General features: G+C 43.6%; 15 protein-coding genes and 1 pseudogene. 6 read left to right on the forward strand and 10 right to left on the reverse strand.

Annotation, left to right across the window (positions count from 1 at the left end; genetic code table 11):
* Positions 1-291 precede the first annotated feature (291 nt).
* From AC6I8U_RS26110 to AC6I8U_RS26125, 4 genes are all read left to right on the forward strand, one after another.
* A complete protein-coding gene (locus AC6I8U_RS26110) occupies positions 292-2,667 on the forward strand; it encodes a putative bifunctional diguanylate cyclase/phosphodiesterase (protein ID WP_498019748.1) in 2,376 nt (791 codons plus the stop codon).
* Between the two features lie 82 nt (positions 2,668-2,749).
* On the forward strand, positions 2,750-4,837 hold the full coding sequence (locus AC6I8U_RS26115) for a TonB-dependent receptor plug domain-containing protein (RefSeq protein WP_498019749.1): 2,088 nt from the start codon (positions 2,750-2,752) through the stop codon (positions 4,835-4,837).
* Positions 4,838-4,922: 85 nt separating this feature from the next.
* Complete coding sequence (locus AC6I8U_RS26120; RefSeq protein ID WP_498019750.1) at positions 4,923-5,363, forward strand: YfiR family protein; 441 nt, start codon at positions 4,923-4,925, stop codon at positions 5,361-5,363.
* Entirely contained in the window at positions 5,360-7,321 is a 1,962-nt protein-coding gene (locus AC6I8U_RS26125; RefSeq protein ID WP_498019751.1) for a diguanylate cyclase domain-containing protein, read from the forward strand. Before AC6I8U_RS26120 ends, AC6I8U_RS26125 begins: the two co-directional genes overlap by 4 nt.
* A gap of 235 nt (positions 7,322-7,556) precedes the next feature.
* On the opposite strand, the pseudogene tnpC reads toward AC6I8U_RS26125, so the two are convergent.
* From tnpC to AC6I8U_RS26165, 8 genes and pseudogenes are all read right to left on the reverse strand, one after another.
* A pseudogene (tnpC, locus tag AC6I8U_RS26130) lies at positions 7,557-9,097 on the reverse strand (IS66 family transposase).
* Between the two features lie 58 nt (positions 9,098-9,155).
* On the reverse strand, positions 9,156-9,503 hold the full coding sequence (gene tnpB / locus AC6I8U_RS26135; protein WP_498019752.1) for an IS66 family insertion sequence element accessory protein TnpB: 348 nt from the start codon (positions 9,501-9,503) through the stop codon (positions 9,156-9,158).
* Positions 9,500-9,832 (reverse strand): IS66 family insertion sequence element accessory protein TnpA, encoded by a 333-nt coding sequence (gene tnpA, locus AC6I8U_RS26140; RefSeq protein ID WP_498019753.1) that lies wholly within the window; start codon positions 9,830-9,832, stop codon positions 9,500-9,502. Before tnpA ends, tnpB begins: the two co-directional genes overlap by 4 nt.
* Positions 9,833-9,948: 116 nt before the next feature.
* On the reverse strand, positions 9,949-10,263 hold the full coding sequence (locus AC6I8U_RS26145; RefSeq protein ID WP_498019879.1) for a zinc ribbon domain-containing protein: 315 nt from the start codon (positions 10,261-10,263) through the stop codon (positions 9,949-9,951).
* 216 nt (positions 10,264-10,479) lie between these two features.
* The gene (locus AC6I8U_RS26150; protein ID WP_498019754.1) at positions 10,480-11,781 is read right to left on the reverse strand and encodes a TRAP transporter large permease; all 1,302 of its coding nucleotides are present in this window, start codon (positions 11,779-11,781) and stop codon (positions 10,480-10,482) included.
* Between the two features lie 2 nt (positions 11,782-11,783).
* The gene (locus AC6I8U_RS26155) at positions 11,784-12,233 is read right to left on the reverse strand and encodes a TRAP transporter small permease (protein WP_498019880.1); all 450 of its coding nucleotides are present in this window, start codon (positions 12,231-12,233) and stop codon (positions 11,784-11,786) included.
* A gap of 92 nt (positions 12,234-12,325) precedes the next feature.
* Positions 12,326-13,285, reverse strand: a complete 960-nt coding sequence (locus AC6I8U_RS26160; RefSeq protein ID WP_498019881.1) for a TRAP transporter substrate-binding protein — start codon at positions 13,283-13,285, stop codon at positions 12,326-12,328.
* A 668-nt stretch (positions 13,286-13,953) separates the two neighbouring features.
* Entirely contained in the window at positions 13,954-15,105 is a 1,152-nt protein-coding gene (locus AC6I8U_RS26165; protein ID WP_498019755.1) for a tyrosine-type recombinase/integrase, read from the reverse strand.
* 1,249 nt (positions 15,106-16,354) lie between these two features.
* Here AC6I8U_RS26165 and AC6I8U_RS26170 point away from each other — a divergent pair.
* Positions 16,355-18,400 carry a metallophosphoesterase gene (locus AC6I8U_RS26170; RefSeq protein ID WP_498019756.1) on the forward strand — a complete coding sequence of 682 codons (2,046 nt, stop codon included), beginning with the start codon at positions 16,355-16,357 and terminating at the stop codon, positions 18,398-18,400.
* Positions 18,401-18,649: 249 nt separating this feature from the next.
* Here the strand turns inward: AC6I8U_RS26170 and AC6I8U_RS26175 are convergent, their stop codons facing one another.
* The gene (locus tag AC6I8U_RS26175; RefSeq protein WP_498019757.1) at positions 18,650-21,052 is read right to left on the reverse strand and encodes a hypothetical protein; all 2,403 of its coding nucleotides are present in this window, start codon (positions 21,050-21,052) and stop codon (positions 18,650-18,652) included.
* Between the two features lie 586 nt (positions 21,053-21,638).
* Between AC6I8U_RS26175 and AC6I8U_RS26180 the strand changes: the two genes are divergently transcribed.
* On the forward strand, positions 21,639-22,166 hold the full coding sequence (locus tag AC6I8U_RS26180) for an RNA-guided endonuclease TnpB family protein (RefSeq protein ID WP_498019758.1): 528 nt from the start codon (positions 21,639-21,641) through the stop codon (positions 22,164-22,166).
* A 113-nt stretch (positions 22,167-22,279) separates the two neighbouring features.
* Here AC6I8U_RS26180 and AC6I8U_RS26185 read toward each other — a convergent pair whose 3' ends face one another.
* Positions 22,280-23,719: an NCS1 family nucleobase:cation symporter-1 gene (locus AC6I8U_RS26185; RefSeq protein WP_498019759.1), complete on the reverse strand. Its 1,440-nt coding sequence runs from the start codon at positions 23,717-23,719 to the stop codon at positions 22,280-22,282.
* Positions 23,720-23,812 lie beyond the last annotated feature (93 nt).

Below are 23,812 nucleotides of genomic sequence, written 5' to 3' on the forward strand. Positions count from 1 at the left end.
CGCATTTCACCAACTTGCGCTACTCCGATTTTCAGTTTGCTGGCAACCGTTGCACTAGCAACGGCAACTTTTCGTGATTTATCTGCAACATACCGTAGCGTGCTTTTGCTACATTATTAACGGTATGTGGTGTTGTATGTATGTTTGCTAACTGTTACATTAAGGTTTGTTTGGATTTTGTTGTTGTTAATGGCTTGGTTTGTGTTCTGCGGTGTAAATTTGAGCTATTTCAAATTGTTCCAAAGATAAGTGCCAATCGCGTTTGTCAGTTTAAGGAAGTAGTGACAAAGTATGACTCTCATTCAGCGCTTGCGCCTCATATTGTTACCAATCATATTGCTCGTTTTCACAATAACGGGTGGTCTGGTTTACAAGACCGTTTATCAAAGACATCTTGATAGTGAGTATCAGCGCTTGTCGACGATACTGGATTACTTCTATAAGGATTATCAGCTAGAGTTAGTCTCTGCGCAATCGGCATTAGACTTAGTGCTAAGTGGCACTGAACTCGCTGACTACTTATACCAGATTGAAATCGGTTCTTCCGCTCATGCAGTCAACGAGGTGCTAGATAGCCAACTTAGCCTGTTACAGCAGCGTATACCTGGCGCACACTCATTGCAGATTGTCGACTTATTGAACGATAAGACCTTCTCCGCAGGTGATGATGATCTTTTCGAAGCCTTAAGCCGCTCACCTTTGCAGACTCACACCGATGATAGCTACCTTGTGACGGATAACCGTGACAATCGGCTCCACGAGCAGCACATTGTGTATTCATTAGATGGTGATTTGCTGTTAGGAATGATCCGCTGGTTTTCACCCGAGTTGCACTCTGTCAGTTCGCCTACCCATAGTAACGCGACATACCGAGCGAGATATGATGCTAACGCATTGTCTTATCAACACCTTCTCGAAACGATGTCTGATAACTACCAGCATGGTTTCGCTATTACCTTAAAACCGAGTTTGCCCGGAAGTGACAACATTACCCATATCGTCGGCGCGTTCGAGCTTGGTGGCGATCTGTTTGTCCGTAAGGTGACAGAGTTTTTCACCATCGAAGTGACGGTAGATGAGCATAATATTAATGCAGCGCTGAGTGATCTCCGCTGGCAATTATTTGCCCTTAGCTTGGTACTAACCGTAGGCAGTTACGTTGCGATTTGGTCTGGCATTCGACACCAAGTGATTTCGCCAATCCGCCGACTCGTCAAGTCGTTGCAAGATCCCTCAGATACGCCAAAACTAGCACGACTATCGGGTGTCAGTGAAGTGGCTAGCCTCAATAATGCTTATGTTGATCTTGTCGAGAGAGTACGACATATCTCGGCATACGACCGTCTTACAGAGCTTGGCAATCGGCGAAGTTTTGATCAATGCTTAGAGCTGGAGATGGAGCGAGCAAAGGCCAATAAAACAACCCTAGCAGTGCTCTACATTGACTTGGATAACTTCAAGCGGGTAAATGAACACTTTGGTCATCAGCAAGGTGATGAACTATTGTCGCAGTTTTCCCAACAACTGCTCAGTTTTGTTTGTACGCGCCATGCTATTACAGCTGCACAAGGGCTGCGTATTGTTGACTATGTTGCGCGTCTCGCCGGCGATGAGTTTGGGATCATCCTCAATAACGTGCCTGATGCTGCGGCTGCGGAGGCCGTCGCGCTAGAGATTAATCATCACTTTAGCCAAGGTATTGAAATTGATAACAAGGTGCTCGACGTATGCGTCAGTATCGGTGTTGCCGTTTATCCAGAGGTAGCCCAATCGCAGCAAGAGTTAGTGGTCTATAGTGATGAAGCGAAACTGCAGGCTAAGCGGCGTGGTAAAAATCAGGTTCAAGTGTTTACTAAAGAGATTGCCGACGGGCTTGAGTTGCGCAAGTTTATGGAGACCGAGCTATTAAAAAGCTATCACGACGATCAGTTTGAGCTGGTTTTTCAACCCATGTATCACAGTACCTCACTGCAAATCGTATGTTATGAAGTGCTATTGCGCTGTCCGTTACTCGCCATTCATGGCATAGGGCCAGATAAGTTTATCCCAATTGCTGAGGCGACAGGTATGATTCGGCTCATCGACCTCTGGGTGTTAGAAAATGCGTTCAAAGCACAGCGCCGGCTCATAGCTAGAGGCTATAGAGGCAAAGCTGCCATTAATATATCCGCGGTCGAACTAAGCAATCCACAGTTTCCATCACAGCTTGAGCGGCTACTTGAACAATACCAGATTGATCCTGAAACCATCGAGTTGGAGATCACTGAAACCAGCTTGGTCGACAATACAGAAAAAACCGCAGCAATACTTTGGGAGATCAAATCAACCGGCGTCAATCTGGCGTTGGATGATTTTGGTACTGGCTATACTGGGTTATCTCAGTTGGCGAAATACCCGATAGATACGCTGAAGATAGATCGCTCTTTCATTACTAACCTAACCCCCGATAAACGCGGGCAACAATCCACGTTCAACATGATTGTCCAATTAGCAGAGATGTATCAGATTGACACGGTTGCTGAGGGGGTTGAAACCGAGACTGAGTTTATGGTCACGAGTCAACAATGCACTTACTTGCAGGGGTATTACCTCTCAAAACCTCTGTCTTTAGCAGGGCTGATTGAACAAATTGAGGCACCGATCGCGGTTCAAATAAGTAATTGCTAATGATACAAATGCTAATATTGTCAATAAAACACCCATACCGTACAATGTGTTTATAATGATGTAGTGGATTGGAACCATTGTAGTGAAAAGGGATATTTTAGCAGTCTGGATTGGCGTCGCACTCGCAAGTCCAAGTGTCGCAGAGGATTTGGACTCGATTTTAGAGCTCGATCTTGAAGATCTATCAGCGTTTGATGTCGAGATGGAAACGGCAGCCAAAACTACTCAGTCTCTCAATGACATTCCCGCATCTGTTTACGTACTCAGCAACGAACGAATTGTACGCAGTGGTTACACGACCATCGCCGAACTCTTGTCCTTAGTGCCGGGATTCTTAGTGACTAAGTACAGCGAAACCGGTTTTGATATCTCGAGTAAAGGGTTTCACGATAGCTTTTACAATAAACTGTTGATTATGGTTGATGGGCGAAGTGTCTACAGCCCAATCTATGGCAGCACCTACATGGCCGACCTTGATTATCTGATCGCAGATATTGAGCAAATAGAGATCGTGAGAGGCCCAGCAGGCACCATGTGGGGGGCGAACGCTGCCAATGGTGTGGTTAATATCATTACTAAGTCGGCACAAAATACCCAAGGGACCCATGTATCGACATACGTCGGTCAAGCCGACAATTACAGCGCCGAAGTTCGTCATGGCTTTGCAGTTGGTGATTACTCGTTCGCCAAGGTGTTCTACAAGTATAAGCATTCACCCACAACGCTAGACGATAACGCCCGTTTTAGAGAGAGTCATCAATACGGAGGTGCTTACGAGTCATACGGTGATAAGCACACCTTGCTATTACAGCTTGGTGGTGAAACCTCGAAAGAGGGCATAGTAAATACTTGGTACACCTTTGATCCAGACAGCTTTTACTATACTCCGAGTGAACATGAGAGTGAGCTAAATAGTCACTCTTGGCACCTTAACTTGCGTCATCAATATAACGCCTCATCGGCAACCGACATCAATACCACTTTTTTTGTCAATTACGACAAAGACAATGATCCGTTTGCTGCGGGTCGCTATCTGCACGCCGAAGTGGATAGCTTTGCAAATACCGAACTAACGCAAGCGATATCGTTAACCTTGGGTGGTGGTGTGCGTTGGGTTGATATCGACTTTGCCAAGCATATCTCTGAGTTCGATTATCGCCACTTCCTCGCTGGCGAGCGCGCTGCGGCGCATAGTAGTGATATTTCTGACTATTCATTAAACCTATACGGACAAGCGGAAGCTTGGTTGAGTGACAGCTTCAAGCTAGTGGTGGGCGCAAAAATCGAATACTTCGATCAAAACAAAACCTCGGAGTTATCACCTCAACTGCGGGGTTTATACAATATCAACAACCAACACTCTTTATGGGCAGGTATAGCACGCGCGGTTATGCTGCCAAGTTATATCGATACCCAGATGGACGAGCTTAACGTGTACGGTGGCTACCCTGATCTCTATTTGTCCGACACTGAGTTGGAAAATGAGTCGGTGGTTACCTTTGAACTTGGCTATCGATACAGCCCCTCCGCTCAATTGGAGTTTGATTCGGTACTGTTTGTCTCACAGTATTCCAATTTGCGCGGTGTGAATTATATGGACTGGACGCTGCCTTATTATGACGAATCGAGGTTAGGGGAGTCTGATGTCTATGACCCTTGGGTTTCCGGAGCCGCGATTTCTTATCTCAATGACGATTATGATGCGCAAACTCGAGGGCTAGAACTCGCGGTGAGCTTTGTGCCATTAGAGCAGTGGTCATTGTATGCGAGCTATGCCTATTTATCGGTGAAATCAGAATGGACAGGACAGGCACTAGAGGGCGAATGGCAGACGTCGATTGGTAGCTATGGCATTGATTACTACGATATCAACTCTCAGCATACTGCGACCATTCAAAGCCTCTGGTCACCCACAGAGCAGTTAGACATCGACGTTATTGGTCGCTATTTCAATCAGCAATTTCCCCAGACTTCTGCCGATTATCAGGTTGATCCCTTTACGGTGCTAGATGCGAGAGTGGCATGGCAACAACAGCCAAATCTGCCAAGCGTTGAACTTATTGCACAAAACTTGTTAGGAGCGGGGCACAGTTACCTCAATCCAGAGCTTATTACCTCTGCTTATATAAACGAGCGAAAATGGTACGCGCGTGTGACTTATGATTTTTAGGTTCAACCACCACCTCAAGGCAACCCTTGTTCGCCTCGTGGTCACGAGCGTTGCAATAATTTGCCTCAGCTGTCTGACCAGTAGTTTGGCGGCTGCGTCACAACTAAAGCCTCACGAAGCAAAGGCGGTCTATCTGTACAAGATAGCCAACTATATTCGCTGGCCTAACAGCAGAAACAAGACTGAGATCCGCTACTGTATTTTCGGTGATAAAGCGCTGAGAGGGGTTTTTGATGGCATCGCAAACAAGAAAATGATTGGTGATAAGAAGTTAGTTGCGGTAACTGCGATAGAAGAGTGTGATTTGGTGTACATGGGCAACAAATACCTAATTAACCCTTTAAAACCCTACCAGATAGCGGTGGGGGATAAACATCAGTTTGCCGCCAATGGAGGCCAAATTGAGCTTAAGCAAAATAAAAACAAGCTTGAGTTGATTGTTAATTACCCTTTGCTCAAAGAGAGCGATGTGCGGTTGAGCTCTAAGCTACTGAAGATTGCAACGGTTATTGAGGAACGCTCGTGATCAAGTATCGTTCAATTAAGAATAAAATCTTAGCGCCTCTACTGGTGAGTATTGTGGTGGTATTTGTTCTGTTTCAGTGGATCAATGACCAGTTTCAATACAATCTCTATCGAGATGCGAAACTTACTCACCTGCAGACGCTAGGTCGCACGGTTTCGTACAATTTACAGGCACCGCTACTGTTTGAGGATGCCGAGTCTGCTCAAGAGCAAATCGACACCTTTCAAGCGGATGGCTCTATTCTGTCAGTCATTCTCAATGATACCTTAGACAATACCGTTGCAGCTTATCCATCCAAACAAGACAAAGATTGGTTTCAATCCATTAAGTTCAATTGGGAGCTCGAAGGCTCGCTCTATGCCTCAGGCAAACTGTTTGTTTATGTGCCGATCGAGGTTGAAAATGAGTTGTTAGGTAAGCTAAAGATCGTCGCGGATGTCGACTACAACAAAGGCACTCTGCAACATTTCATCGAGGTAGCTAGCCTAATCGCGTTACTCGGGGTTGGTGTGCTCTACTATCTATATGAGCGGCTTAGTCGGTTGATCTTGGTACCGGTATACAAGATCAAAAACTCAATGACTAAGTTGTTAGGCTCTTCCGGAACCATGGAGCCAATCACGATAAAACAGTATGACGAACTCGGTGATTTAGTCGAAGGCTATAATACGATGATTGCGCGTATTCATGCCCGTGATCTGCAAATCACCGCTTCTATGGACAAGCTTGAGAGAGAGCGAAACTTCGCCAATGAGCTATTTGAGTCGCTAGCTCATGGCATGCTCGTTGTCGATAGAAAAGGCATTATCAAACAAGATAACCGTTACGCCAGTCGGCAGTTTGGGCTGCAAGGCTCTATGATAGGCACCAATATTAATCAGTATTTTCGCTATAAAGACAAGCACACCATTTTAATGGCATTACTTGGTCGCGAGCACCTTACCGATGATAGGCTGTCGATAACCAGCTCGACTGGAGAGAGTAAAACCTTAAAGGTATCGAGCTTGCAAACCACAGACTCTGAGATGGTACTGTTTTCAATTATCGACATTACTGAAGAGCTAGCTAGAACCTACAAGCAACAACTAGCGACCAGTATTTTTGAGAATAGCCAAGATGCCATCCTAGTTGTTGATAAGTGCGGGCAGATCCTAATTGTTAATCCTGCGCTAGAACGGTTATTTGGCTATCGAGAAGCCGATATTATCAATGAATCCATCTATGAGGTTTGCTTAGACCATGAGTTAAAACCAAGGATTGATACCATGCGTCAGTCAGCGCTCGAAAAGGGATTTTGGGAGGGAGAGCTTGCCTCACCTCATGCGGATGGCACGCTGATACCTATTTGGGTTCATGCTAGGTTTATCTCGGCAACTAGTCACAGTCTTAATATCGATAGTGACCTAGTATTGGTGTGTCAGGATCTACGCGATCGCAAGGAGATGGAACGACTTGAGCATATCGCGTCTCATGACCCACTCACCCAGTTGGCCAATCGCGCTAAACTGCTCACCGACACGCAAGCGCTTATTGACCAGAAAAGATATGGTGAATTTGGCTTGCTGTTCTTAGATCTCGATGGTTTCAAGCTAATTAATGATCAGTGGGGTCACGATGCAGGGGACTTTGTACTTAAAACGGTGGCGGCACGCCTTCAAAGTGCTGTTAGAGATAGTGACCTTGTATGCCGCCTTGCAGGCGATGAGTTCGTGATTCTGATGACTCAGTCAACACTACAGCGTTGTGGTTCTATTGCAGAGCGGGTACTCGATGTGGTGTCGAGTCCAATTCTGTTTGAAGGTCATACTATGCAAGTTGGCGTCAGTATCGGAATTCATATGACAGAAATTGACGATGACGAAACGGACGCGATTGCGGTGATAAAACAGGCGGACAGAGCGATGTATCGCGCCAAATTTCTTGGTAAAGGCCAGTTTTCGACCAGTCGAGATCACTAAGCCCCTGTCGCTAAACGGCAACGGCGCAGGACTGCAGTCGAAGAATTGCCGCGTTTTTCCTAGCAGTGATACAGTTCGCAAATACCATCGCTGTATACAACAAGTTTTCCACTACTTTCTATGCTTAAAGTTGTCTATAAAGTGCTGCGACTCAGTGACATGGTAAGCTGGCGGTAAACACCCTATTGCAATAAAAAATGGAAGGTGGTTAGCCTTCCGTTTTTGCTGTTCTTGGTCAACACCGTATGTTCCAGGGCATCACCGATTCTAAGTCTTCTGGTGCTATAGCTAAGCGCTCGAAGCACTCAGTCAGATAGTCAGATGGCAACAGCCCGTTTGCCTTCGCCGTCTCCACCAAGCTGTAAAGAACACAACTACTGCGGGCACCTCGTTCACTTTTGGTAAACAACCACGCCTTACGTCCCACCACGAACGGCCTAATAGCGCGCTCGGCCCTATTGTTATCAATACTCAGTCGACCATCATCGAGGTAGCGAACCAGTTGCGACCATTGACCCAGCGTATAGTGAACCGCTCGACCTAACGCGCTTTGTTTAGGGACTCGTAGTACGGTCTTGTCCAACCATTTTTGAACTTCTTCAGCTCGGCTTTCGAGGTCGATTGACGCTTCTGATAACGTTCATCGGCTGTGGCGCCCTGGTCTTGAAGCAGTGTTTCTGTTCGGTACAGCTTCTTAATGTGAGTCAGAGCCGTGCGAACTCCACCGTCATCACTGCCTTGCACCTTCTGAGCGTCAATAAACTTACGGCGAGCGTGAGCCCAACACCCAACCAAGTTGGCGTCCGTGTCTTTATATCCCTGATAACCATCCACATGCAGATAGCCTTGGTACCCCGCTAAAAAAGCACTCGCATGTGAGCCTGACCGGCCCAGTTGATGGTCATACAACACGATATTACGCGCATTCTCATCGTAAGACGGGGGCGTGGGTCCGTCACTGCCTGAGCAATACACCCACATGTACGTTTTACTCTTATCACTGTCAATGACCTTGACTGGTGTCTCATCCGCATGAAGCCAAGACGACGCCAGCATATGTTGGCGAAGATGTGCCCAGACCGGCTCTAACACGGTGGAGGCTTGAACCATCCAATCGGCTATCGTGCGTCGATTCAGTGTAATGTTCCAGTTATCCAGCAATGAAGCAACTCGAGTCAGAGGGAGTCCATATTGGAATTTCATCACTATCATCTGAGCGACAAGACTGGGTGTGGCGATACTTTTCGGGAACACAGTCGCAGGCATGGGTGCTTGGTGAACCTCTGTGGTTTCCCCTTGCTGCTCACAGTGACGACAGACGCATTTAGGCCGAACGTGCTGCTCTACCTCGACCTTAGCAGGAATGAAGTGCAGCTTCTCTGAGATATCTTCGCCAATACAATGCAGCGTTTCACCACAATCCGGGCAGTGCGTTGCTTCAGGCTCATGTCGAATGACCACTCTCGGTAGGTCTTTAGGTAGCGGTTGACGCTTAGGCTGGCGGCGAGTTTTCGGCTCGTCAGAAGGCTCTGGGGTATCAGGCTCTGACGCGGTGATGTCTTCATCCACATCAAACAAGGTACCTTGATGGTCATCCACGTCTGCGCTCGCACCAAAACGATGGCGGCGAGCCAAACGAAGCTGCTCAAGAAGGTGGTAATAACGCTGCTTGAACTCATCTCTTTCTGAGAGCAAAGCAGCAATCATCGACTCAAGTTCGTCAATATACTCTTGAGGTTGGGCGTTATCGTGTGAGGAAGAACAGGTCGTTTTCATGGCCTGTATTATACCATGAAAAGGCGATAATTATCTGTATTTGTTGACTATTTAACCATTATTCCATCAATGTTTGTGCATCTACTCTTTGGTGCCCTGATAAGGTAAAGCCGGCGAGTAACGCGTCGAGTTCGTGAGGTTCAAGTGTTAAGGTTTTGGTCCCTTGACTTGGCCATCGAAATCGCTCTCGGTCGAGTCGCTTGTACCACAATGCAAAGCCAGTGCGATCCCAATAGATCGCTTTCACTTTGTCTTTCGCTTTGTTGCAAAACAGGAAAAGAGCGGAGTCAAAGGGGTTGAGTGCCATACGCTGTTCAACTAAGTACGATAAGCCATCAATGGATTTACGGAAATCGACGGGGGTGGGATAAAGGTATAGATGCTGAAATTCAGTGAAGGTTTTCATTGGTTCACCTCACGAATAAGTTCAGCGACCCATTGTGGAGAGGCATGCTCAGGTAAAATGAGGCTCACCACACCGACGGTTAACTCGAAAAACGATGGAGAGCGATTTGTTGTGATTGGACTATCTTCTATGGTAACGGCAGCTGGTTCTACTTTAATGAACTCGTCGTTCGAGTGGTGACTCTCGAGACGGTTGCGTTGGCGGTAAAAGGCTTGCTGGTTGATACTATTTTGGCGGCAGAACTTGGCGACAGAGAGTCCGCTGTCTTGTTGTGTCTGGATCAGTGTTGCCCATTCTTCATGAGTACGGTTTCGGACAGTTCGTGGCATAGGGTCAATACTTTCGTTGATAAACATACCCTCAACATACCGTGTCACCTGGCTGATTGTTAGATGGGGTTTACCGCCAGCTTACAAAGATGCTGACACTAGTGTAACGTATCCTTTCACCCTGAGTGAGAGTTAAGAATTCTTGACATCCCCCACCAAATTCGGGAGGGAATTCCCATCACATGGGCGAATACTAAATTACTTTCATGGCAAGTTCCGGTTGTTAGCGGCATTGCTGCACTACTCACTTTACAGGTGAACAAGCGATGTTCTCGCTCTAAAGCATTCAGTACACCAACAACATCAGCGTTGTTGGTGTAACCGCACTCAACACATTCAAAACGCGCGTGAACTTTTTGGTTATCTTTCGATACATGATCACAGCAAGGGTATGCTTGGCCAGTATACTGAGTTGGGACAGCTACAACGATCCCACCATTCTATTGCTGCTTATACTCAAGTTTACGCCTAATGTCATATCAACCCTGCTCAAGAATTGATTTGTTGCACGTTGGAATGCCACTACTGTGGCTTGATACGCTCTTAACGGTCGAAACTATATCTGATCTCGCTATAACCTCTTCTCTTATGTAGCTTTCGGTTGCGAGCAGTCACATGTAGATCCTCGTTCGGGGACTACAGCAACATCAAATTAGCCCAAAAAGACCTGGAAGATACAGACTGACAGATGGAACAAAAGTGATCACAAGTAGAGTCAATATTAACACTACGCAGAACGGTACTATAGCCTTGATGACACTTTCAATACGAGCCCCACTAACGCTACAGCCTACAAATAATGCCGTGCCCACTGGTGGCGTTGCAATACCTATACAAAGATTGAAAATTAACATCATTGCAAAGTGCACTGGATGCATTCCAAGCTGAGTCGAGATAGGCATGAAAATTGGAGTGAATATTAACACCGCTGGCGTCAAGTCCATAAACATACCTACGATCAGAAGTATCACATTCATTAATATAAAAATGATGATTGGATTATCAGATATCGATAGCATCCAATCACTAATCAGCACAGGAAGGCCGGTAAATGCCATAGCCCAAGACATTATTGTAGAGGCACCAATCAGGAACAACATAATTCCTGTTATCTCAGCGGTTTCTGCACAAACGACTTTTAGCTCGCGCCATCCAATAGAACGATAAACAAGAGATAAGCCTAACGAGTATAAAACCGCAATACATGCTCCTTCAGTTGCAGTGAAGATACCTCCAACAATCCCTCCAATCACAACAAATATCAGCCCAAGGCTAGGGATTGCTCGCAAGACGATAGAGAGTTTTTCAGCGTGACTTTTTGGTGCGCTAATACTCTTATAGCCTTTTCGCTTAGCGATGACATACGCTACTATCATGCAGCTTAATCCCATGAGAATCCCAGGAAGGTAACCAGCTATAAACAGCGCAGCTATAGATGTGCCTCCGCTTACAACTGAGAATACTATTAAAGAATTACTTGGTGGAATCAGTAGTCCTGATGGACAAGATGCTATGTTTACAGACGTTGAAAAAGACTTGTCATATCCCTCTTTTTCCAGCTCTGGCGATAGCGATTTACCTACTGCGGCAGCCGCTGCGACGGCGGAACCGGAGACAGATCCAAACAACATATTCGCTATCACATTCACATGAGCTAAGGCACCGGGAATCCGCCCTACTAACAGCTTGGACAAGTCAACTAATCTCGAGGCGATACCTCCCCGATTCATTATATTGCCCGCTAGAATAAAGAAAGGAATAGCTAGCAGACTAAAACTATCAATGCCAGTAACGAGCTTCTGCCCGGCAGTCATTAAAGCGACTTCCGGTGGAAGGATTGTAAACATGATAAGTAATGACGACATAGCAATTGCAATAGCTATTGGAACGCTGATGGCCATTAACAAGCTAAACAAACCCAGTAACCATAAACCAACAGTAAGGTCCATATTTAAATCCTCTCCCTATGATGGTTCAGAACCTGAACACTATTAATTAACAAATAGGTGATCATAATAGAACCAGAAATGGGTAGTATTGCGTATACGTAAGACATTGGAATATTTAATACTGGCGAAAACTGTTGCATCGTCCTGCTCATAAGCAGTAACCCGCCTTTAATCATTGCTAGATAGATAAAAGTACCACAAATAAAATTAATCATGATCTGAAAGTACTTCTTCCATTGCTGGTTTACGGAGTCAATAAGAAGAGTAATAGCTAGATGCCCATTTTTACCAAAAAGATAACTGGCTCCGAAAAGACCAAGCCAGATCATTACGTAGCGTGATAGTTCATCTGTAAACGAGCTAGGATCATTTAGTACGTACCGGCTAAAAACTTGCCAAGAAACGCTGGTGACAAGAATAAATATTGCACAACCACATATTGAAACCAGCATTATGTCTAGAAGGCTTTTTACAGTACTGAAAATTGAATTTACCACTTTATTACCTCATAAAAGGCCCATAAGCATGGGCCATCAGTCAGTATTTATAGGTTCTGAATTTCTTCGACGTAACCCGCTATTGCTTCGTTTTGTTTAGCTGCATCAATCATTGGTTGAACCTTTTCTATAAACTTTGACTTATCTACCTCTACAAAGCTCACACCAGCTTGTTTACCAAGCTCGATATTGTGCAAGTCAATCTCTTTCCAGATATTGATTTGCTCCTCCATCGACTCTTTGGCTGCGGATTTAACGATATTTCTCTCTTTCTCACTTAACGAGCCCCAAGTTGCTTCGGAAATCATAATCAGATCAGGAGTCATCATGTGTTGGTCCATTGAATAATATTTCGCGACTTCTGAATGTTTCATTTCGATAAGGCTTGGAATGTTGTTTTCTGCAGCGTCTATCACGCCTTGCTGCAGGGCAGTATATACTTCAGTAAAAGGTACTGGAGTAGCTTTTGCACCTAGTAGTCGAATCATCTCAATCATCGTAGGGGACTCTGGGACACGAATTTTAAGTCCTTTTAAATCATCTGGGGTCTTAATCGGCTTTTTACTGTAGAAACTCCTAGAACCTGAATCATATAAAGTCACACCAATGAACCCTTTTCCTTGACTAGAAGACAGCAGTTTTTCAGCAGTTTTACTTCTCATAAAGGTATGCATATGTTCTGTATCTCGGAACAAATAAGGAAGCGAAATAGTTTTGTAAGTCGGCTCGAAGGATTCAGCCAATGACCCCATAATTTTGGCCATGTCTAAAGCGCCTGTTACAACCTGCTCAGCTTGCTCACGCTCAGAGCCAAGCATTCCATTTGGATATATACGCACCGTCAATGAACCATTTGACTTTTCTTTAACTTTTTCTGAAAAGATTACCATGCCTTTGTGTGCCGCACTCTCGAGGTTCATCGAGTGACCTAAAGTCAATGTCTTAGAATTTACAGATAGAGATAGTCCCAAGGCTGTTAAGCAAAGCACAAGCGTTGATGTTTTCATCATTAACCTCTTTAACATTATTGAACAATAAATCTGTTCGTTAGGTAGCTAGATTGAAGTCATGTAGCTAAAATCGTGACCAATTAGGGGTTTACGAGTGAAAGCTAAAATAGACCAATAATAATGAGCATTCCCTAATATAAAGGGAGGTAAAACTAACATCTGTTTAGAATAAGTGATCTTATAAATATTCACAGACTCAATAAATATTTGCACAGCTTTATGTTTTCATCAAAATAATTAATCAATTTTAATTTTCTATTGTGATGGCGATCTCCTATTGAAATGGTGTTTCAATAAATGTTCGGTTTAATATTATTAAAAATAATATTATATTAATAGTATATTGATACCCACAGTTAGCTTAACAAGGTAATTCACTATTGGTAATTTATTTATTATTTATGAGTGATTTACAAATCGGAAAAAAAGCAATATTACTCAATAGAATTTAAGAATGGATCTTAATTTCTATTGAGTATATAGAGGGAGAATGTCACAGTTGACTTTGGGTATAACCACCATTCATGTCACTTTATTCACTGTGTTCTTCACCAATAGATTGGTTAATGCGTAATCGTTCTCGATAGACGTAATATTGATTTGATGTCTAGTATACGCTGACTGGGCGCTTTGAATGGGCTGTTAATCAGACGGTGAGCAAATAGTTAACCTTGCAATAGTAAATTAGGGCTTTTATCGTTACTCAGACCACGTAAGTACCTTAGTACCATTTCGTTGCTCTTCCAATCTCCAAGTTGTATGAGTTGGGTTAAAGATAATCCAGCGTCATAGCCATCTTGTAAAGCACCGACTCGACTAGAATGACCGCTCCAAATACAACGGTGCCCATTACTAGATGTTACAACGTCACCCTCTTTCTCTAATTTGTTATGAGCACGTTGGTAGATCCGATCAACAGTCATCCCCGACATTGGGGTTTGACGATAACCGTCTGGTCGACTTCCCTTTGTTGTAAGCCAACAAAATACGTAATCCTCATCACTTAAAGTATCACAGTAGCGTTCAAAGTAGCGCTTGAATACTCGAGCAAATCTTCCTGTTAAACGTTTAGGCTCGGGGCTGATAGAAGTTTTAGAAGTGACACGTTCTATGCTTATGTCACCATTATCGATGAAGTTAATGTGTTTTTTACGGATTTTACCAATTTCGTTTTCCCGTAGCAACGTACCGTACGCGACGGTTAATACGGTTAAATCGCGATACGGAACTGCGAGGGACTCATTCTCCCACAGTATCATAAGTTTATCTAGGTGATGTCTTCGAAACGGTTTAGCCTGCAGTTCAATCACTTGCGACCCAGTCAGTTCCATCTCGTCCTTGAGTAGTGATTTAAAGAAACTTGTCAATGCCGGTGTCTTGGTTATATCTTCAATGCCCATGACTTTGTGAAACAAGCTTATCTGTGCACGATACTGTTTTAAGCTGTTTATCTTGACGTTAAATTCTAGTTTGAGCCACTTAAACCAGTTTAGAAGCACCCATTCATTAATGGGAAAACTATAGAGCGACTCAGTTTTGCAATACTCATCCCATTTACGAATTACAAACGCCAACATTTTCAAGGTATTCACACTGTAACCACCGCGATTTTGTTCAAAAGCCTGTAAGTTTGCTCTTACCATAGGAAGTAGTGGCCAATCTGGCGCAAAACTCTCGCTGAGATCGGGAAAGTTAAGTTTGAAGCGGCCAAGCTGCTGTTGTTTTTCTTGCCACTTATTGACGGTATCTTGCTGAGATTTTAACTGTGACAGCGTCACCTGAGTTTGTTTTGCCGTAGGCACTCGTTGTCGGTTCATTTCAGCGCGTTTCATTAACATAGTGTGATATAAATGTAATTATATCACACTATCGTGATTTTCTACAATTTCCCCATTAAAACGCCCACAATATACCCATAAGACCCCGTCTTCACTGATGAAAAGCTGTCGTCCGTCTCTATTGCACTTGTCTTTTTAGTCATCGTATAAATAGCTAGACGATGTATTGAATAATGGAAACTTCAGGCATCTGATGGAGACAAGAACGCATCGCTGGTGTAGAAAAGAGAGTACTTAATGTAATAGTAAACACTAGAACAACATTGCCTAACGATCGAATTCCAAGAAATAGGCCTGGTTATGGACGTAGAGGTAATCTCAAGACCGCCGAATAAAAGCACGACTAGCGGTGTCTTACGAAGGCTCACCGAAGATCAGTTCCCGGTTTAAACTGCTCTGTTGGATAGCTCGCTGTTTCAGCTGCCTATATTTTGCAATGTTATAGCTATACTCTGTACTATTTTTACACTATATGAGGCTTTATTCGCCTAAGATTTAGCTCATTTAAAAATCATTAGTAAAATATAAAAGAACGTAATTTATCTAATCAAAATATCGTTTTAATATCTTACTGTGACTTCACATAATGACTCTCTTTAAAAGCCCCCTGTCATTGAGCCCTTGGGAAAGGAAAACGCTCAATGAATTGCTTTGCCCCTCATAACTATGGTTTTCTACTTTCTTCACAGTTTTGAGGGTATTTTTTTTAGGTTTGCTTTTTCAACTGTTGTTAACGCAAGTTTAAAGTTGACCCACCTATCGATGTTAAGCGTTCAAAAAATACAATCACTACTTTGAGAGCAGTATGGCACAACATTTTCTGTCGGTGCTATTAGTAAAGTGAAGCCCAAACGAAAGTTTCCCCTGTCTTGGCCTCATCGCATCGGGTGACCAAACAAGCCTCGATTCCCTTGAGGAATAATGAGGTGGAACGTTGTATTCACAATGTTGTGAATCTATGGAAATTAGTTTTAAAACCACCACGGATGCAGAAGATAAATTCCCGAAGTTGGGTCAGACACTTAAAGCAACGGTTCAGTTTTTAGCAATTGAACTTCACTTCTGAACTCATCTTTATTAAGAAAACAATTAAAATTAATTGAAGCTTATTTGATAAAAATCAACTAAATAGAGATACTACTTTACTTTCATAAAAATGAAGCATTTCTTTAATTTCTATGAAATACACCAAAAATAAAGTGTGATTTTTTTAAACGAGAACTAATAAATGTGTATCAATAAGAGTGTTTCCCGCCGTGCGTTTTTAGGTGGAATGGCTAGCGTAAGTACAGCTGTAGCATCGACATCGTTATTAACCGCCTGTAATAGTGATAGTTTATCAGACGGCAAACCCGATATTTCGGGCGTTAAAGTTGCTATGCTTGCAGATGTTCACTTTCATGATGTTTTTGGTGACTATGATTTTTCATATTTTAACAGCGAAGTTACTATCCGCAGCATGCAAGATTCTGTTGAGTCAACTCGCATGTTCAATGAAAATTACTTTGCATTTATTGAAGCTCTCGAAGAATTAGGCCAACAAAATATCAAGTATATTTGCCTTTTAGGTGATTTCTCTGACGATGGACAAGTTGATACACTCAAAGGATTCAACCGTGTTGTTAAACCTTATGTTGAGAAATACGGGTTTGAATTTTTTATTGCTAATGGCAACCACGATCCAGTGAGGCCTTATGGTGACCACCAGACAAAAAACTTCCTAAATCATGTTGGCGCCAGCATTGAAGTCACTAGTGATCCAGACCGCAATTTTACTCCGAGCAATGTGACTGTAGCCCAGCACCAGACAGATGGTATGTTTGGGAGCGGTTATGATCATATGTTTCATGCTCTTAGCCAATATGGCCTGCAAAGCAAAGACAGCTACTTTTACTATGAAACACCGTGGGGGTCTGAAAAATTCGAGGAGAGAGGGCTGTATATTAAAGGGGCAGACGGCACAGAAACATGGTGTCCAGACGCAACATATCTAGCAGAACCGATTGAAGGCCTTTGGATTTGCTCTGTTGACATGAACGTATATCTTCCTAAAGAAGACGGCAACTGGTCTCATGACTCAATCGGGTGGGAGGATGGCAAAGTACACAAAAAACCTGTTTTCGATTGGCTAGCTGAAGTTAACCGCCGGGCCGATGAGCTGAGCAAGACCTTAATTGTTTTCAGCCATTATCCATCAACAGAATACCTCAATAGCAGCGCCAACGACTTCTTCTACTTATTTGACGACAGCTCATACAATGATAAGCGAGTCCCAAATTCAGACACTAGCGACAGCGTTATTGACGCTGGAGTAAAATTACAGTTTGCGGGACACATTCATGTGAACGACACTTGCCACTACCAAAATAGCAAAGGTACGCTCATCAACGTCCAATCCCCTTCACTAGCGGCTTACAGCCCCTCATACAAGGTTGTTACTTGCCATTCTAATACTTTATTTGAGATTGAAACCAAAACTATCGAGGATGTCCGGAATTTTGATACCTTGTTCCCGTATTACCAAGAGGAGCTTGAATGGCGTGAGTTTGTCGGTGCCGAAGTGCCTTGGAAAAAAATGCTTGATGCGACCAACTATCGCGATTTCATGTTCAAACACCTCGATGTGCTGATGAATGTTCGTTTGATGTCTCAATGGGGTGAAGACATGTTGCTTCTCGCCAATAATCGTACTCCTTTATTCTGGACATTAGTATTATCAAAGCTTGTTTACAACCTAAAAAATGAAGAAATTGTCGGCTTGGTTGAAAGAATGACGGCTGAGACTTCTGATAATGAGATCATCGACTTCGTTGAAGAGCACACCTCAGGTACTGCCGATGACATGACGCAGGCAATTGAAGCTGCTGATGTACATTGTGAACAATTCTTGTTGTCTCGAAATCAGTTGATGGAAATCAGCTTCGATCAGTTGTGTCTGATCACATTATACCAGCGAAATGCAGATGAAATCGCACTTGAAGATCTTAACTATACCCAGCTCATCCCAATTAAAATCTTAATGGAATCTTTCAAGCTGCACGATGCCGATGGAGATCTTAGTAATATTGACTGGGCTCAGGATTATGTTGGTGGTAACCCAGCGGCAGGTCGCGATATTAAAATGACCGACTGTTCTTTAAATGACATAAAAACCAAATTTGCAGCTTTTTCTCGTATCTATCACCAGTTCAGCGAAGCGCAGCCGGCTGACCATTTCTATGTCAATCTGAAAAATGGTTCTATTGAAGATCTAGCAGGTAACAAAATCATATAACCAATGTTCAGGGATTCCTGCTTCGCGCACCCGTCTTCGTACGGAACTGTCCTGATTGTGAACGTACCAATGACCACGACATCAATGCAACACAGAATATAGCAACCGCCGGACTGGCGGGGTTAACTTAGGGAGCGGATTGGAGTAATCCAATCCCGTGAAGGCCTGTTGACTCGATTTGACTCGGGCGAACTAAGAACCCCCTTCCTTTATGAAGGGGGCAAGTCAACACTTCTAAGTTTTCGACGATTAATTGACAGCGTAAGGGTTGGTAACATTTAGGGGTAACAATTGCTTACCAAGATCAGTCCAAGGCTCATAGGTATTCCAGCACAATGGAGAACCACGCTCTACACCATTTGATGTAGAGTCTGCAAATTCGATAGCTTGGGTGATTATCGGGAAGAAGCGAGATAACGCATTATCGTTGTTTAATCTCAGCTCCATTCTTAGCTCACCACCTTGATTCTGTTCATTTGAATCATGATAGTAGAGGGTTTCAAGCAACTGGTGATCACCTACTGCAACAACCGTTGAATGAGCATCCGTCTGTGGTTTCCTATCGTCATAATAAAAGTGTTTTATTTTCCTTACATCTACCGAGCTTGGCAAAGTAAGATCAAAATTTCGGTTTTCTTTTCTACTGAAAAAGTCCCCATGAACCAGACGTCCGTAATGATAGTGACTAATTGTCGTATTATCTGGTGGGTTGTATATATTATTTTGTCGTACGCATTGATATGTTTTTTCCTCTGTCGTCATTATTATCGGTATAAAAGGATGTTGGTACATTTTTACTCTGGGTGTTTCGTAGTCTACGGAAGCTTCTATTGATAAATTGCAGCCATTACAAAGCACTTCGTCCGATATTTCGGCTTTTAAACCAAGCTCCAAAAAGAGATCAACGCTGCCTCCGATAGTAGAAGTAGCGCGCTCAAAGGCTTCTCGCTCAGCACCTTCTAAAATATACTGTTTACGTATAGTTTCTGCTGCGCCAGCGGCACGCCCCTTTATACCCATTCCGGCCAATTTAAATTCTGGATATAGACCAAGACCTATCTTAAGAGATGATTCAATTGTATTGTGTGGCGCAACGTTTGTTATACCATCAAACGGGCTGGTAAAATCAATATTCGTGCCGTTATGGCCAAGTGGCACATTTTCCAAATCTAGCTTTAGTCTTGTAACCGGGAAAAAGCGTAAATCAGACCTAAAGCGTAATGTCGATGATGACGCGATGGTTATCCCCGTCTCAACGCCGACACCTAAATCAAACTCAAACTCGATGCCAGGCCCCGGCTTTACCTCTAGCAACTCCACGGTTTTGCCTGCAAAAAAACGCTCTAGCTTTTCACCAATTAAAGGAATTTTAGTCAGTGCAACCACTTGTTTGGTAGGCGAGAATTGAAATACTTTCCCAAACTTGGCTTGCGCGATATCAGCTGATGCTTCACCACTGGCTGAATGAGTGCAAAATCCATTCACCAGATTTTTGCTAGTAAAAATGTTCTCAACCCAACAACGGCGCGAGATCTCAGCGCACATTTGCAATGCTATGGTCGAATCACCACCATTATTGATGCAAAACGACCTACCTTGTTTCAGATCCAGCTCAGACCCTTCGTTTAAAATACGATCTTCAGGAAAAGTTAATAGTAGTGCTCCATTATTGAATTGGCGGTTATCGATACTATGTTGTTCTCGAATTGCCTTCTTTAATAGAGCAGCCTCAGCATCGGGATCAAGCGAATCATCAACGACAATGACAGACAATGGAGAATCATCGCTAAACAATTCGAAAGGAAGCGTCATTCCGTAATACAGGTATTCTTCTTCGTCTTCATCTTTACCGATTCGAACTGTGTAAAGGTCGTTACCAAATGCGACTAGTGAATTTGGCTCCTCAGTCGGTATAGGTAAATCCTCAAACCTAGTAGGTGAACGTTCTATAATATCTCTTACTTCCGGGGCATTTTCAGGAGTGTTCACCTCAACAATGTTAGACATAGAAACACCGTTTGGCCCTTCGATGGCAAGATAGAGAACATAATCTTCACCATGACGAACATCAACCGTGCCGTAGTTGTCATTGAAATCGAATCGATCATAAATAGTTAGAGGATCTACTGGGTCGGCCACATAAAGTTGATAGGTAACGGACTCCAAGACTTCGCCATCAAAAACAGCGGGAAGCCACTCTACATATAGTTTGTTATTGTCAACTAGACTGCTGATAGCAGGAGAATGAACAGTAGCTAGCGGTGACTTACTTTCTACGGTAACCGGAACGTCAATTTCTGCTAAAGGCTCTGCATCTTGACCAGATTTAAAAACAGTTGCAGTAACAAGAAGTTCTCCATTGCTACCTGGTGCAACGAAATAACCATAGTTAGTCGTATCTACAGAATGTATAAGAACTGGTGAGTTATCAATAACTGCATTCCATTCAACATGGATTTCATCAGATTTATTGAGTGGTAACTCAACTAACTGACCGCCTCGGACCGACATAGTGTCCGGCAAACATACTTCGAGATTCTCTACATCGTGACAAACTAAGTCACTATTTGGCGGTGGGGGTGAATCAGGCTCTTTTTCTGGGCTACACCCAACGAGTAAAAGCCCTAAAAAGACGACCGCATGACGTTTCATTGAATTATTATCCTTATATGAGTTGAAGAGTTTTGTAGCGGGAAATCTGTGACCTCCATTCCAAAACCCACGAACACTATCATAAACAACCCTTATATCTCCATGGCAGATGTGTAACAAAAGCTAAGTAAAACAGACTGTTAGCAAGTATATTGTAGTGAAACTAATGTAATGTTGACTTATGGGATGGATGTTGTTTATTTGCTGCCCAATCTATTTCTGGGCAAACTCATAGACAATTTCCACCATGCCTTCCATAGTTTCTTCAGCCCAAAATTAAAAACCAAGTATCCTCAGTTCTAGCGAAGACATAGTAAGTATTCTAGCTATGACTTCGTTGATGTGAAGGCACTCGATGGTGCAATCAAACTCCCGAAAATGAAACCAGTGGAGGCGATCATTCACCGTGAGATCACAGGCAAGGTTAAGAGAATCACTGTCAGCTTGAGCAAGACGGGTAAGTTCTTTTTGATTATGGACTCGAAGCGTCTAGCTCGTGTCACTCGGTGAACAAGGTTACGGGCATTGATCTAGGTCTATCTCACTTTGCATTGAGTCGAACGGCAGAAAGACAGCTAATCCACGATTGGTAAAACGCGCTGAGAACAAACTTAGAGACAAGCAGCGTCAGTTGTCCCGCAAGGCAAAAGCACAAAATAGACCTAAGGTTTGCTTGTTTGTTGCTATATGCTATGAAAAAGTAGCGAACGCTTACGCTGATTTTCAACACAAACTATCTCGAACTCTCGTTGACGAAAACCAAGCGGTGATAGTTGAGACATTGAAATCAGCCAATATGATGAAAAACCGCAAACTGGCGAAACACGTAGCGGATGCCTCATGGCATAGCTTTGTCGTTAGGCTAGAGTACAAACTGAAAGAGGAAGGTAAGCATCTAGTAAAGCTCGATCAGTGGTACGCCAGCTCTAAAACTTGTCATTGTTGCGGTCATAAAATGGAAGAAATGCCCTTATCGGTTCGCAAGTGGGACTGTCCATCTTGTGGCACAACGGATATAGATCGCGACTTAAATGCCGCCCTGAATATCCGCGACAAAGGCATTCTGGAATTAAAGGCGGTTGGGCAATCGTCTCTGCTTATGGAAGCCGCTTAAGTCTCGATACTATCGAGCAACGGCTAACGAAATAAGAAGCATCGCCCAATAGGGCGGTGAGTAGTCACCAATTTCGCTGTAAACCCTCCCCCCAGGGACTGGGAGTAATCACATTAAGATTGCTTGGCCAATCGAGTTTGGCCAGCCCAAGCAGTGCGCTTTTGCATAAGGAACCGATAGGTAAACGCTGCCGTAAGGCCACCAATAAATAGTGCGAAGTTGGCTAGTCCATCGATAAAGAACGCGGCTATGATGGCAACTACACTGGATACCGCCAGCGCATACACACTATTCATATTGATGCCATTCTTATACCAATACTGCCCCTGTGGAGACTCAGTATATAAAGAGGGTACATGGATCTCTCCCTTCTTCAGAATAAAGTAATCAACAATGATAATGCCGTAAAGTGGACCAATCATGGCAGCAAGCACATCAACCGTGTAGTGGATAACCTCAGGGTTGTTAAACAAATTCCAAGGCGTAAGAAGTACAGAGCCGAACGCTGCAATAAAGCCGCCAGTCTTAAAGCTAATCTTCTGAGGTGACACATTTGAGAAATCAAATGCCGGCGCTACAAAGTTAGCTACGATATTGATACCGACGGTGGCGAAGATAAAGGTCAGTGCACCCAGTACAGTGATCATTCCAGAATCTAAGCGCTTCACTGTTTCTACTGGATCGACAATCATCTCACCAAATACAGGGATCGAAGCCGATACAATAACTACAGCAAACAGAGAGAACAGAATAAAGTTAACCGGCAAGCCAAGAATGTTACCTATCTTTAGCTCTTTATAACTGGTGCAATAACGAGAGAAGTCACTGAAGTTAAGAGTCGGGCCGGCAAAATAACCCGCGACCAGCGCTGTCGCGATTAGCATCTGCACGATGGCATCGCTACCGAGTAGGCTTTCTTTACCTAGGTTAAAGCTGATGTTTTCCCAGCCAGCTAAGTTGATCATGTATGCACACAAGGCAAACATAGCCAAATAGATAGCAGGACCTGACCAGTCGATCAACTTACGAATCATATCCATACCGAACATAAATACGATAGCTTGCAATAACCACATGGAGCTAAAGCCGATCCAACCAAGATAGGACAGACCGATAAACTCATTGTTGGATAGGTGCTCCATGCTTGGGAAAAAGTAAAGGAGCAGAATGATGAAGGAGCTAGATGCCAGATAAGTTTGGATACCATACCAAACGACAGCAATAAGCCCGCGCACTACCGCAGGAATGTTTGCCCCAAAGACACCGAAAGACATACGAGCAACCACCGGGAAAGGCACACCCGCTTTTTGCCCTGGTTTACCCATCAAATTAGCAAATAGCAGTACGATTGAGATGCCCGCTAGCAAGCTAATAAATACCTGAATACCATTGAGTCCCAGCGCAAATAGACTAGCTGCAAATACATAACCACCTACGCTATGAACGTCTGACATCCAAAACGCAAATATACTGTACCAACCCCATTTCTGTTTCTTCTCCGGCGCTAAGTCTGCATTACTTAATCTCGGACTTTCGGGAAATTCCTTGTTCATTGATATATCTCCATTACGATTGTATACAATAACAAGGAATACAATTAGTGTGCCAAATTTTAACACCTATACATTTAAAGGGCTTTATAAAGA

The sequence above is a fragment of the Vibrio sp. KUL80 genome (assembly GCF_059725495.1).